The organism is Ruminococcus difficilis, from assembly GCF_016680995.1.
The window spans coordinates 146,111-159,932 of the sequence record NZ_JAEQMG010000048.1 but is presented as its reverse complement, the minus strand read 5'-3'; the positions used below and the strand labels follow the sequence as shown (position 1 = coordinate 159,932).

At 50.8% G+C, this 13,822-nt stretch carries 8 protein-coding genes; 7 read left to right on the top strand and 1 reads right to left on the bottom strand.

Translation table 11 applies throughout. The features are described from left to right. Positions 1-77 precede the first annotated feature (77 nt). Positions 78-2,720, bottom strand: a complete 2,643-nt coding sequence (locus JKK62_RS05430; protein ID WP_243411765.1) for a translation factor GTPase family protein — start codon at positions 2,718-2,720, stop codon at positions 78-80. 423 nt (positions 2,721-3,143) lie between these two features. Between JKK62_RS05430 and JKK62_RS05425 the strand changes: the two genes are divergently transcribed. From JKK62_RS05425 to JKK62_RS05395, 7 genes are all read left to right on the top strand, one after another. Beyond that, positions 3,144-4,883, top strand: coding sequence for an ABC transporter ATP-binding protein (locus JKK62_RS05425; RefSeq protein WP_186832908.1), 1,740 nt, complete (start codon positions 3,144-3,146; stop codon positions 4,881-4,883). 64 nt (positions 4,884-4,947) lie between these two features. Further along, positions 4,948-6,675 carry an ABC transporter ATP-binding protein gene (locus JKK62_RS05420; protein ID WP_186832909.1) on the top strand — a complete coding sequence of 576 codons (1,728 nt, stop codon included), beginning with the start codon at positions 4,948-4,950 and terminating at the stop codon, positions 6,673-6,675. A 10-nt stretch (positions 6,676-6,685) separates the two neighbouring features. Further along, positions 6,686-8,359 carry a radical SAM protein gene (locus JKK62_RS05415; protein ID WP_186832910.1) on the top strand — a complete coding sequence of 558 codons (1,674 nt, stop codon included), beginning with the start codon at positions 6,686-6,688 and terminating at the stop codon, positions 8,357-8,359. 13 nt (positions 8,360-8,372) lie between these two features. Continuing rightward, positions 8,373-10,442: a class I SAM-dependent methyltransferase gene (locus JKK62_RS05410; protein WP_186832911.1), complete on the top strand. Its 2,070-nt coding sequence runs from the start codon at positions 8,373-8,375 to the stop codon at positions 10,440-10,442. A 28-nt stretch (positions 10,443-10,470) separates the two neighbouring features. Then, positions 10,471-11,397: a hypothetical protein gene (locus JKK62_RS05405; protein WP_186832912.1), complete on the top strand. Its 927-nt coding sequence runs from the start codon at positions 10,471-10,473 to the stop codon at positions 11,395-11,397. A gap of 24 nt (positions 11,398-11,421) precedes the next feature. Next, a complete protein-coding gene (locus tag JKK62_RS05400; RefSeq protein ID WP_186832913.1) occupies positions 11,422-13,044 on the top strand; it encodes an ABC transporter permease in 1,623 nt (540 codons plus the stop codon). A gap of 11 nt (positions 13,045-13,055) precedes the next feature. Continuing rightward, positions 13,056-13,745 (top strand): ABC transporter ATP-binding protein, encoded by a 690-nt coding sequence (locus JKK62_RS05395; RefSeq protein ID WP_186832914.1) that lies wholly within the window; start codon positions 13,056-13,058, stop codon positions 13,743-13,745. Positions 13,746-13,822: the final 77 nt, after the last annotated feature.

The following is a 13,822-nucleotide window of genomic DNA, read 5'->3' as shown; positions in this document are numbered from 1 at the left end:
TACCGTGAATTTGAAGGGCGTTTGTCCTCAAATCCACGGTTTTTGTTTTATACCGGTTTTCAATAGAAAAAAGACATTTATTTTCGGGGTGTATCGCTGTCGATGATCGCCCTGATTTCTTTTTCCGCCGCATCGATCTCCTCGCGAAATTCCCGCGCCGATACCCGTATCGCGCCGTTGCCGAGGATGATCAGCTGTTCCATGCCGTCGGAGGTAACGACCCGCACACGGTTGTTTTTCGCCAGCTTGTAGGAGGCGCGCTCGATGTACATGTCGGCGGTCTCCGCCTCTTTGGTATAGACGATGGTGATGTTGTTGTGCTTCTCTACTTCGCGCACGTGACCTTTGATCTTGTAGGCGTCAAAGACGAGGATCAGCTCGCATTTTTTGTAGCCTTGATAATTACACAGGGTGTTGATGAGCAGGTTGCGGGCGACGTCCATATGCTCGTTGACCATCTCGCGCAGGTTATCCCACGCGTGGATGATGTTGTAGCCATCCACCAGTACATATTCTACGCCGTTGTAGTCGGCGGGAAGATTCTTTTTCTTCTTTTGCTTTTGCGGATCGACGGTCTTGTAGCGCTTGGGCTCGCTGTATTGCTTTCGGCGCACGGGACCGTAGGTCTGCTCAAAGATCTGCATCAGCTCCTTGTCGGAGGCGAAAATGTCTTTTTGGTTCTTGAAGCGGGACAGATCCTTAGTCGGTGAAGGATCCGTGCCGCTGTCTTTCTTTTCGCTGAGCACACTCGGCAGGTGCATATGAGAGGGCACTTCGTCCCATTTGACATTGTGTCCCGCGCCGTGAGAGCAGAACACTGAGTCCGCGGTGTTGTCAACGTCGCTGTCCGCGTCATAGCTGATCGCGGCAATCACCTCGTCGGCGTTGTGACACGGCTCATACCCTTTCAACGCGGTGCTCAGGCTGCCGTTGCCGTGGGTGTACTGCATGACTTCCTTGGCGTAATCGCGCATGGTAGATACAGGCGCGGTACCGGTGAGCGTCGCGGTATCGGCGTCGGTCTCGGGTGTGTCAAAGCTGCCGTGCATCCGTGTGATGTCCGTCATTGCCCTGCCGATATTCTCAGCGGGTACGGTCAGCGTAAAGCTGTAGATCGGTTCGAGCAACACGCTTTGTGCCGAGCGCAGTCCCTGCCGTACCGCGCGGTAGGTCGCCTGACGAAAATCGCCGCCCTCGGTGTGTTTGGGATGTGCCTTGCCGGATTTGATGATGATCTCCATGTCGGTGATGGGGGAGCCTGTCAGCACGCCGATATGGGTCTTTTCATACAGATGGGTGAGGATCAGCCGCTGCCAGTTTTTGTCGAGCTTATCCTCGGGACATTCACTGCGGAATACCAGTCCGCTGTCGCGTTCGGCGGGCTGCAGAAGCAAATGCACCTCCGCGTAGTGGCGCAGTGGTTCAAAGTGACCGACACCCTCCACGGGTTCGGCGATGGTTTCTTTATAGATGATACTGCCCTGACTGAATCCTACGGAAAAGCCGAAGCGTTCTTCGATGATGCTTTGCAGGATCTCGAGCTGGATATCGCCCATCAGACGAAGCCGGATCTCTTTATGGTGCTCGTCCCACAAAATGTTCAGCTGAGGATCCTCCGCTTCCAGCAGGCGGAGCTTGGCAAGGGCGGTCTGCGCGTCGATCCCGTCGGGCAGGATGACAGAATAGGTGAGGACGGGCTCCAGCACCGGAAGTCCGGTATCGCTTTCCGCGCCGAGTCCGTCTCCGGGCAGCGCAAAGGTGATCCCGGTCACCGCGCAAACGGTTCCGCTTTCGGCGGCGTCGACAGTCGTGAATTTCTCTCCGTTATAGATGCGGATCTGGTTCACTTTTTCTCCGTTTTTATTCTTCGTGGCCTGCGGGATCGTCCTGACCTTCAACTCTCCGCCCGTGATTTTCATATGGGTGACCCTGCCGACCTGCTTATCCTCGCTGATCTTGTATACCTTCGCGGCAAATTTATTTCCGTAAGCCTTCGCCGCGGTATAGCGGTTCAATAACCGCAAAAAGTCCTCCACACCGTCGAGCTTGAGCGCGGAACCGAACAAGCAGGGGTAGAGATGTCCCTTCGCGATCTCACTGATGACGGCGGCGTCGCTGATCCTGCCGTTATGATCGTATTCTTCCAGCAGGTTTTCATCACACAGGGCGATGTTTTCATAGAGCTCTTCGGCGGAATTCGTGCTGAAATCGACGCAGTTGTCGCTGAGCTTGTTTTTCAGCTCGATGAGCACGCGTTCCTTTGACGCGCCCTGCATATCCATCTTGTTGACGAACAGAAAGCAGGGAACATGGTATTTGTGGAGCAGCTTCCACAGGGTAACGGTGTGGCTCTGCACGCCGTCGGTACCGCTGATGACCAGGATCGCGTAGTCGAGCACCTGCAAAGTGCGCTCGGTCTCGGCGGAAAAATCCACATGTCCCGGCGTGTCGAGCAGGGTGAACTCCGCGTCCTCATATCGCAGGATCGCCTGCTTGGAAAAGATCGTGATCCCGCGCTCGCGTTCCAGTTTGAAATTGTCGAGAAACGAATCCTTGTGGTCGACTCTGCCGAGTCTTCTGATATTGCCCGACACATACATCATCGCCTCGGAAAGCGTCGTCTTGCCCGAGTCGACATGTGCCAGAATACCGATGACCGCCTTTTTCATGGCATTACACTCTTTCATGATGAACTGAGTATAGTTTATAATACGATTCAAGGTTCTGTCAAGCTGTGTTTTTCGGATTCAAACAGATACCGACGAATGATAGTAAAGAACGAGAGATCGGGATAAAACCGTCATTTTTATATTTCTGATTTAGAAATATAAGCGTCTGTCTGATTAAGATGAATGATCGGATTAATGTATTCAATCAATTGTTTTTCGATAATCGAATAATAAAGAAAATTTACGCCTCTGAAGAAGAGATGATCAACCTTTTTTGGCAAAACATACAATTTAATGGCGAAAATCATTGACTTACCATGTGATTTATTATAAAATAATTTTTAGTATGTATTGATATATTGGGTTATTATGTTCCGTGCCCTTTGCAGTAACCGACGATAAAACAGTATGTTGCTTCACGAGTTATCAGTGACGGAACGATATCGGCGGTAAGAGGCGGTGCGAGAGGTCAGGATGAAGAATTTCAAACAAATTCTGCGCTATCTAAAACCATATACTGTATTTGTTGTTTTTTCCGTGATCTTTGTGATCTTTGAGGTCGCGTCCAACGTGCTCCAGCCGAAATACATGGAGCAGATCGTTGATGACGGCGTTTTGCAGATGGACCTTGACGTCGTTTTCAAGGCGGGCGTGATGATGCTTTTGGTAGCGGTCATCGGCGGCGTCTGCGGCTATATCTCATGCGTATTATCCAACATTTATTCGCAGCGATTCGGCAACTCGCTTCGCAAAACGCTGTTCAGGAAGATCATGTCGTTATCGGCTCAGCAGGATGACGCTTACACCGCCGGTTCGCTGATCACCCGCATGACGAATGATACGAGAGTCGTGACGGAGTTTTCGAGCGTTTTTATCCAGATGGCGGTAAAGCCGCTGATGTTGTTTTTGCTTGGGATCATCATGGTACTGACGATCGATCCGATCTATGGTATCATCCTGCTGGTATCTCTGCCGGTGCAGTTTTTGATCATACGTTTCTTTATCAAAAGAAGCGCGCCTGTATTCGCGACGATCCAAAAAAAGCTGGACAGGCTGAATAGCTTTGCAATGCATATCGTTTCCAACAACCGTCTGATCAAATCATATGTCCGCGAAAACTACGAGGCAGGCAGATTTGATAACCAGAATCGTGATTTGACCTCGACGGTTATGAATATACAAGTGTTTATGGCGATCCTCAATCCGCTTGTGATGTTGATTTTGAACACCGTTGTTTTGGCTGTTATTTTCATCGGCGGGTTTCAGGTGGAGGCGAGGATGATCCGCGTCGGTTCCGTTATGGCGGCGATCAATTACTCACAGCAGATCATGATGTCGATGATGACGCTGGGCGGTATCTTCCAGTATGTCGCGCGCTCCAAGGTCTCTGCGGAGCGACTCACTGCCGTGCTCAACAGGGAGCCGGCATTGCCGTCAGGCAAGCAGATGATCGATCGGATCGACAAACTGTCTCTTTCTCATGTCAGCTTTCGTTATCCGCAGAATCAGGACGCACAGCGCAATGTGCTTGAGGATATCTCTCTGGAGGTTCGCGGGGGTGAATGTATCGGGATCTTGGGTACGACAGGATCCGGAAAGAGTACCATAGCCCGTCTGCTGATCCGCGAGTATGACGCGACGGACGGTCAGGTGACCTATAACGGCGTCGACGTGAAGGATATCGATACCAAAAGCCTGAGGGATCAGGTGTCGGTTGTGTTCCAGAACAGCGACATGTTTTCTGCCTCGCTGCGTGAGAATATCACCAAGGGCGCTGTGTTTTCGCAGGAGGACTTCGATACGGCGGTTCGCTCCGCCTGCGTCGATGAATTTGCGGATGATCTGCGCGGCGGATATGACGCCGTGATCTCGGAGAGAGGCGCATCTCTTTCCGGCGGACAAAAGCAGCGTGTGGCGATCGCCAGAGCGTTGCTTCGAGCACCGCAGGTGTTGGTTTTTGATGACTGCACCTCCAGTCTGGATCTGGAGACCGAGGCGAAGGTGCTTGAGAGGATCCAAACCAATTACCGCGATAAGACCCGTATTTTTATTTCTCAGCGTATCTCCACGATCATGGGCGCCGATCGTATCATCCTGATGGATGACGGTCGGGTGGTGGCTTTCGGAAGCCATCGGGAGCTGTTTGATTCGTGTGAATTATACCGTTCGATTTATCAAACTCAGAATCCCGAAGGGGGTGACGAGCTTGAATAATATGCGACCCGGTGAACCGGGGGAGAGAGTAGCTCCCGCTCATCCCGGAAAAACCGTCAAAAGAATGTTTCGTTATTTGTCACAAAGCCGCGGCTTGATCATATGGATGCTGGTGCTGTTGGCTTTATCGACGATCTTGGAGCTGTTTATTCCCGATCTGATCGGTCGTGCGATCGACACGCTGAATATCAGCGAATGGCAGTTGACTGTCAATTGGAACAGCTTGTTGCTGATCCTCGGCGTCCTGCTGTTATTGTTCATCTTTTCATCTTTGTTCAAGTATTTGCAGGGCAGGTTGGCGGCTAAGCTGACCCGAACCACGATCGTTACCATCCGAAAGGATGTATCTTCAAAGCTTGTCCGTCTGCCGGTGTCCTTCTTTGATACCCATCAAAACGGCGATATCCTGGCACGACTGACGAATGATATCGAAAATGTTTCCAACCTGATCAGTCAGGCGATCGCGGCGCTGTTATCCTCTGTGATCGTGATCGTCGGCTGTATCGTGATCATGCTGATCAAAAGTCCCATTCTCACGGCAGTCTGTATGAGTACGGTGGTGTTGAATATCCTCGTCACCGTTATCCTGTCAAAAAAGATGTTCGGCTTTTTCAGAAAACAGCAGAAGGCTGTCGGAAAAATGAACAGCCATGTAGAGCAGAGCATTTCCAATAAACGAACGATCGACGCGTATAACCTTGACGACGAGTGTATTGAGGAATGTGACGCCCTCAGCGATGAGCTGACAGATGTCAGCGTCAAGGCACAGGTGCTGGGCGGCGCGATGCCTCCGCTGATGTGTCTGATCGGTAATCTGAACTTTTTACTGATCGTAGCGGTCGGCGCATTGCTGTTCATCCGCGGCGGATTTGGTATCACGATCGGTACCATTCAGGCGTTCACGCTGTATTCCAGAGAGTTTACTCAGCCCATCAATGAGCTTTCGTCTGTATTCTCCCAATTCATGACGGCGCTCGCCTCGGCGGAGAGGATCTTTCAGATCATCGACACACCGCCTGAGATCGATGAAGGAGATCTGGACATCGTACCCGGCAGTTCCTGCAGCATCACCTTTGAGCACGTGACCTTCTCTTATATCAGGGGCGTCAAGGTGCTGGATGATTTCTCCCTGACGATCGAAAAGGGACAGAAGGTCGCTTTGGTCGGCAAAACCGGCGTAGGAAAGACCACGCTTATCAGCCTTTTGATGCGCTTTTATGAGCCCGACAGCGGGCGTATCCTGATCGACGGGGTCGATATCAAGACGATCCCGAAATCCCGCCTGAGAGGAATGATCACGGCAGTACTCCAGAGTACGGCGGTCATCGATGGCACCGTCAGAGAGAACATCGCCTACGCGCGTTTTACCGCGACGGAGGAAGAGATCAAAAACGCGGCGCGTGTCAGCTGTGCCGAACCGTTTATCGAACGCTTGGAAAACGGATATGATACGCATGTGCAGGGTGAAGAGTCAAAGCTCAGTCAGGGTGAAAGACAGCTGCTGTGTCTGGCGAGGTCTTCGCTGACCTCACCATCTGTATTGATTTTGGATGAGGCGCTCAGCTCCGTCGATTCGGCGACCGAGCAGAAGATCCAGGATGCGCTGTTGTCGATGATGGAGGAACAGACCTGTATCATCATCGCACACCGATTGTCTACGGTCAAAAACGCCGATAAGATCGCTGTGTTCAGCGACGGCAGGATCGTAGAAATCGGAGATCATAAAGAGCTGTTGCGTCAACAAGGCGTTTATTACAGTTTATATAAAAACCAATATATAGGAGTTCAATAGGAGGATCGCTATGTTAGCAAAGACCGAATGCTCTGATGCACAGTATCAGGCTATTCGCAAAAAGGTCAGAGAGGTCGAAAAGACCACACCCGAGTTCGTTGAAAATTCGCTGTATGTCAAGCATCGTGAGGAGATCATGGAAAAGGCAAGGGCGCGTGTCAACGAGGTTTTAGCGTTGCAAAAGAAGGGCTTGATCTGTACAACGGGTAAATTCGTACCCTCAGTTCATTATCCGCCTATCACACAGTATCCCTTCCATACACAGGAAGAGATCATGAGCACTTACAAAAACCCCGAGGACAATACCTTTGATATCTATGTCCATATTCCATACTGCGCACAGCATTGCAGCTTTTGTCATTACCCCGGCGAACTCGGCTCCTGCAAAGAGCTCCGAGCGAACCAAGAAAAATATCTGTCCTATCTCGAAAGAGAGATGGATATCTACATGAAGGTGCTGGGCGTCGAAAAGATCAAGACCCGTGCGATCCTGTTCGGCGGCGGTACACCCTCGCATATGGACCCCGATCTGTTTGAAAGAATGTTGATATTCTTTACCGATCGTATCGACCGCACCACTGTGACCCAGTTCAATTTTGACGTCGATGAGTATTCGCTGGTCGGCGAGGACGGTATGAAGCGTCTGCAGATCATGGCAAAATACGGCGTTGACCGCCTGACCATCGGCTCCCAGTCGCTCCATCCCGAGATCCTTAAGCTGATGTTCCGCAGAGCGACGGTCGATATGATCATGGAGGCTGTCGACAACTGCCGCAACAAAATCAGTTGTGTCGATTACAGAAAGATCAACCAGTGGCGTGAAGAGGGTAAAGAGATCACCCAGGAGCTGCTTGACAATACACAGCGCAAGGGCTTTATCCTCAATCTGGAATTCATCTTCGGCTTCATGGGTATCAATGTCGATATCTTTGCCGATACCGTCGAACGTGCATGTCTGATCCATCAACAGGGTCTGATCGATGAGATCCAGCTCTATCGCCTGAAGGTCGACGCCTACGGTGATTTCCAGGGCATCATCGGTCTGCTCTATGATCGTGAACCGTCACTTTTCCCGGATTTTGAGGAGAATATGCTGCAAAAGGCGGTCGCCGAGGAGATCCTCAAGCTCTACGGCTTAAAGGGCAACCTCAGACGCGTTTACACCAAGGATCCGTACATCTATTCACATTATGCTTACAACCAGTGCTGCGCGCAGTATGACCAGATCGGTCTGGGATTGACCGCGTTCAGCTCGCTGAGAGACCGCTTTTTGCTGAATACCGACAGCTTTGACGAGTATTATAAGCTGATCGACAGCGGCAAAATGGCGTTCAACCGCGGTTATATCCGCGACAAAGAACAGCAGCTCAGATGGTCGATCGCACTGCCGTTGAAGAATACCGAGGTCAGGAAGGATCGCTTTGAAAAGATCAACGGTATGCCGATCGAGAACTGCTTCAAGAAAAAGTGGAAGAAGCTCATGGATAACGGACTTGTCGTTGACAAGCCGATCCTCGGATATCCCTCCTACACGCTGACTGAGCTTGGAAAATTTGTCGCCGACGAGTGCGCCGAGGAATTCAACAGCAACGAGTTTCTGCCGTGGAAGCCGGAAGAATACATCCACGGACCGCTTTTCCCGTATGATGATAACACGACCGAGGATGCCCTCGGGTTGATATAAAAGGGGTGATAGTATGGATGAACAGAACAGGGCGTTGTACGAAACGCCGACCGAAATCGAAGTGACCGCAAAGGACAGTCTGGTTCATGTAGGCAGTCTGGACTCTTTTGATATCACCAAGGGCGGTATCAAGGCGGGCAAGCTGCTGTTGAAATACTTGGACAACGGTAACGAAAAGCTCCTGCATCAGGCGATCAAGACCTATGAAAAGATCATCCCGGATGAAAACTTCGGCGGAGAGTATACCGCGCTCGAGTGGCTTTGTAAATACTTCCTCGCTCCCGAGGAAGCAAAGCAGGATCTTTTGAGCAAGCCGCTGATCAAAAGCTTCTATGACGTTCTCTCCAAGGACGATTTCGCCGATCTGAGAACATATATCCAGCTCAAATACCATATCGTAGAAGTGGATAAGAACGATGTGGAAACCAAGCGCAAGCTGCGCTTTTTGGAGGACTTCATTCTCTTTAACAACCCCGACCGTGAGCGTTGGGAAAAGACCAGAGAGAATATGGAGAAGTTCAATATCCAACCCGGCGAGCGTATCGCGGACGTCGGCTCCGGTCCCGGATACTTCTCGTTTAAGTTCGCCGATATCGTCGGAGATGAGGGTAAGGTTTACGCGATCGAAACCAACCCCATGCACCTCGATTTCCTTCGAGATCACATCAAGGAGAACGATATCAAAAACGTTGAGGTCGTCGTCAGTCAGTTCGAGGGTATCGGGTTGACAGAGGACGTCAGGGTCGATACCGTATTCGTTTGTTCTTTGTATCACAACGTATATGCCGCGTTCACTGATTTTGAACGCGAGAAATTCGTCGGCAGCATCCGCCACGCGCTGGTCGAGGGCGGCAAGCTGATCATCGTAGATAACGATCTGGTCGACAGCTCCGAGCTGCCGTATCACGGTCCCTATATCAGCAAGTCGCTGTTGACCTCTCAGCTATATCACTATGGCTTCAAGCTGATCGATAACTACCAGTTCACTCCCCAGCGCTATGTGCTGATCTATGAAAAGGTCGATGTTCCGAGCGACTTCAAGGGCAAGGAGAACAGCATCGACGATCCGTGTCACATCCACGTCAATACGGCAGGTTCTCTGATCCGTTACCGTATCATCGGTACCTCTACCGCGGGCTATTCCATCCGCGGTAAGGCGTGCGGCAAGATGATGTACGACGGCTTCATGGAGAATGATCCCGAAAAGGTTCAAAAGGCGCATGATATGTTCGCCGAGCTGTGGCCGAAGGAACGCATCGGCGACGACTACACCGCCTTTATGTGGTTCTGTGAATACTATCTCGCGGACGACAATAAGAAAGCAGAGATGCTCTCCGACTACCGCGACAAGATGTATTTTGACTTCTTCGGCGGCAATGATTACGAAAAGCTCAAGAAGTATCTGTATATCAAGTTCTATCTGGAGCATGAAGAAGCGGAAGACGCGGATATCGAGACCTGCTTTGAGTACGAGGGCAAGGATTTCCCCATCGGAACTCTGAATGAATGGAACGAGTATTTTGTTTTCAATAACCCCAACCGCTTCCTGTGGGAAAAGACAGACACCATGCTCGATCTGCTTGATATCAAGGAGGGCGAGAGTATCGCCGATCTTGGCTGCGGCGGCGGTTACTTCACCTATGAATTCTCCAAAATGGTAGGGGATAAGGGTACCGTATACGCTACCGAGATCAACAAAGACGCGATGAAGTATCTTGACGCGCTCAAGGATACCTACAATGTCAAAAATATCAAAACGCTCGTCACCCGTATGAACGACTGTAAGCTTAAGGAGAATTCCTGTGATAAGGTCTTTATGTGCTCGATGTATCACGCGGTATATATCACTGACATCGAGTTTGTCAAGGACGAGTTCATCGCCAGCATCAAAAAGGGTCTCAGACCCGGCGGTCAGCTGATCATCGTCGATAATGACGTTACCGACCGTTTTACACCCTCTTACTACGGCCCCGGCATCATGCCCGAGCTGATCATCTCACAGCTTTCCTTCTACGGCTTCAAGCTCGTCAAGAAGGAGCAGCTGATTCCCCAGCGTTTTATTTTGGTGTTTGAATTACAGTAACATATATTCTTAAGAAAGTAGGCGAATTATGATGGAAATCAACGTTTCAAAAATCAGTAATCACGCGCAAAATCCCAACAACCCCGATAACTCCGTGTTTGAGATGAAGGGGCAAAAAGGTCTTGGCTGTCTGGTAGAGGGCTATAATACGCCCAAAGAAGGCGGTAATTCTGTCGAATCCAAGGTCACCAGGATCCTTGTCGAGAGCTTTATGAAGAGACCCGCTCTCAGCAATGAGGCAATGGCGAATATCTTTGAGAGAGCCAACAACGGACTGATGGTGACCCAAAGCCCTCAGTATCCGTCCTATGCGGCAGCCAGCGCAATATTCTTCCTTAAGAACAAGTTCGTATACGCTACCGCGGGCGATAATGTGATCTTCCATTTTGTCGACGGCAAGCTGGCGGATGTGTTCTGCTGTGATCCCGGTGAAGAGCCTCAGTATCTCGGCGTTCCGGGCTATGCGCAGCCTAAGATCGGCGACGTAGCCACTTTTTCAAAGGGCACCCACACCTTCCTGATCTGCTCCGCTGCCTTCGCCAACGCGATGGACGAGGGGCTTTTGGAGGGTTCCCTTTCCGCTAACACCCATTTCACCGACAAGGGTAAGCAGAAGCTCGCCGAGGTGAAATGCGACCGTTGGCTCAGGGAGCTTAAGGACAATATCAACGGCTATCACAACAGCAATGATAATTACTCCGCGATCGCTTTTTCGATTCCGCCCAGAAAGAAATCTAAGCTTCTCCTGATCATCATTATCATTGTCGCGGTACTCGTGATCGCCGGCGGATTCTTCCTGTTCGGCGCAAGGAGAAGACCGCCGCAGCAGGGTGGTCCCCAGCAGGGTCAGGAAGAGATGCTCGGACCGAACGGTGAGCGTCCGCCCGCACCGCCCGCAGGCGCAAAGCCCGGTGATGAACAGCCTGCCCCTCCCACAAGACCTGCCCAGCAATAATCTGATACGATAAGAGGTTAGACGATGTTTATTTTTAAATATGCTTTTAAAAGTATCGGGCGTTCTATCGGACGCAACATACTGATCGGCATTATTGTATTCATCATCGCTGTATCCGCCTGTGTCGCCATGTCGATCCAACAGGCGGCTAAAACCGCTGCCGCCACCAGTCTGAAGAAGATGGACATTACGGCTCAAATCAACATTGACCGTGATTATGTTTATCAAAAGGCGTCAGAGAATAAAAACTCGACCAATATCCAGGAACTGATGCCGGAGATGACTTCTCTGAACAAGCAGTATGCTCTTGATCTGGACGACATGAAGTCGTATGCCGAGATCAAGAAGGAGGGTTCGGATGATCCTATCGTAAAGGATTATTACTATAATGCTTCTCTCTCGATCAACGGCAGCAGCATCAGCAAGTATGATTTAAAGAGCAGCTCGCAGAGCGCGACGACTTCTTCGGGAACCGCCGAATCACCGACGGATCCCGCCGGCAATGTTGTCGAAACACCTCAGGCGCCCGAGATGCCGCAAGCACAGGAACAGAGCGGTGATTTTGCTTTGATCGGCTACAGCTCCAAGAAGGCGATGGAGGACTTTGGATCGGATGAAGACGAAAGCACCTGTACGTTGGAGAGCGGCGATTTCTTTGAGGAAAACACCTCGGAGTACGTCTGCCTGATCGAGGACAGCCTCGCGACCTTCAACTCGGTATCCGTAGGCGATACCATCAAGCTGGTCAATCCCAAAAACGAGGATGAGACTTATGAACTGAAGGTTTCGGGTATCTATAAGAATTCGTCCAGCGACTCGGTCGACGGCGTCGATCCTCCCAACAGGATCCTTACCAGCTATGCGGTCGTCAAGGATATCGAAACCAAGTCCGAGACAACGAACGCTTCTTCGACAAGCTCTTCTTCGAGTTCGTCAGATGAAGATTCCAACGCGATGACCTGTAAGTTCAACGGCACCTTTATCTTTGGCTCCGTTGATGACTATAACCAATTCAAGGAAGAGGTAAAGAATAAGGCTGAGGCAGACGGCTTGGACGGCGATCTGTATATCGTGACATCCGGTGATATCGCCGCGTTCAAGGCGGGTCTCAAGCCTCTGGAAAACCTCAAATCCTTTGCGACGACCTTCCTTTATCTGACGCTCGCCATCGGCGCGATCGTCCTCATCGTGATTTCGGTCATCAGTATTCGTGACCGTAAGTATGAGATCGGCGCTCTTGCCGCGATGGGCCTCAAAAAGCTCAAGCTGAGCATGATGTTCATGATAGAGGTCTTAGCGGTCACGCTGATCGCGATCCTGATCGGCGCCGCGGTAGGCACCGCCATCTCGGCGCCTGTTACCAACTATCTGCTCACCGCCCAGGTCGAACAGCAGGAAGCATCCGATAACTCGCAAAAACAGCAGCAGCAGGGCCCCGGAGCTGCTCCCGGCTCACAGGATCGTCCCGAAGACGGCGAGGTCAACGGTCCCGTTACCTATGTGTCGTCGGTGGATTTCACTATCGATTTCTTCGTCATCCTGAAAATGCTGCTCATCGGTATCGGACTTGCGGTAGTATCCGGATTTACATCGATATTGTTTATCCTGCGGTATGATCCGAAACAGATACTGGCGAGTCGAGATTAGGAGGTGTGAGTATGGGTGTTATTGAATTAAAGAACGTTAGCTTCACATATCCTAATAATCCTGTTATCAAAAACATGGACTATGAATTCCAGCGCGGACTGGTGTATTGTATCACCGGTAAATCCGGCGCCGGAAAAACCACACTCCTTTCAATGCTGTCCGGTATTATGGATCCGACGTCCGGATATATCGTTTACAACGGTTATCCGATCGACGAAAGCGACCGTTATGTTTATCGCAGTCGAGATGTAGGCGTTATCTTTCAGGAGTATAACCTCCTGCCTAAGTTCACTGTGCGTGAGAATATCCAGCTGTCATTGGATATCTCCGGCAAGAAGCTCAGGGATCTCGACGGCTTTGGTACATTCAGCAATAAAAAGGATTATGTTGACCAGCTGATCCGTGAGGTCGGTCTGGATCCCGAGGAGGTCGGTAACCGACGCATCCTCAAGATCTCCGGCGGACAGCAGCAGCGTATTGCGATCGCGCGTGCGCTGAGCTTCCAGCCCGGTGTTATCCTTGCCGATGAGCCTACCGGCAACCTGGATATCGATACCAGTATCGATATCATGAACGTATTTTTGCACTTGGCGCATGAGCTGAACCGCTGTGTTATTATCGTAACACATTCGCCGCAGATCGCGGATCTGGCGGACGTCCGGCTGGATTTAAAGCCTTTGTCAAGATACAAAAAAGTATAGGCATACCGTATGATAACGAACGTGACGGAATGCCTGTCATTCGGGAACGCGAGATATCCCGCTTCCCGGAATAGGAG

Bases quoted from the DNA above. Each gene is read 5' to 3' on its own strand.
- JKK62_RS05425 (WP_186832908.1), top strand. From the start codon at position 3,144: ATGAAGAATTTCAAACAAATTCTGCGCTATCTAAAACCATATACTGTA.
- JKK62_RS05420 (WP_186832909.1), top strand. From the start codon at position 4,948: ATGTTTCGTTATTTGTCACAAAGCCGCGGCTTGATCATATGGATGCTG.
- JKK62_RS05415 (WP_186832910.1), top strand. From the start codon at position 6,686: ATGTTAGCAAAGACCGAATGCTCTGATGCACAGTATCAGGCTATTCGC.
- JKK62_RS05410 (WP_186832911.1), top strand. From the start codon at position 8,373: ATGGATGAACAGAACAGGGCGTTGTACGAAACGCCGACCGAAATCGAA.
- JKK62_RS05405 (WP_186832912.1), top strand. From the start codon at position 10,471: ATGATGGAAATCAACGTTTCAAAAATCAGTAATCACGCGCAAAATCCC.
- JKK62_RS05400 (WP_186832913.1), top strand. From the start codon at position 11,422: ATGTTTATTTTTAAATATGCTTTTAAAAGTATCGGGCGTTCTATCGGA.
- JKK62_RS05395 (WP_186832914.1), top strand. From the start codon at position 13,056: ATGGGTGTTATTGAATTAAAGAACGTTAGCTTCACATATCCTAATAAT.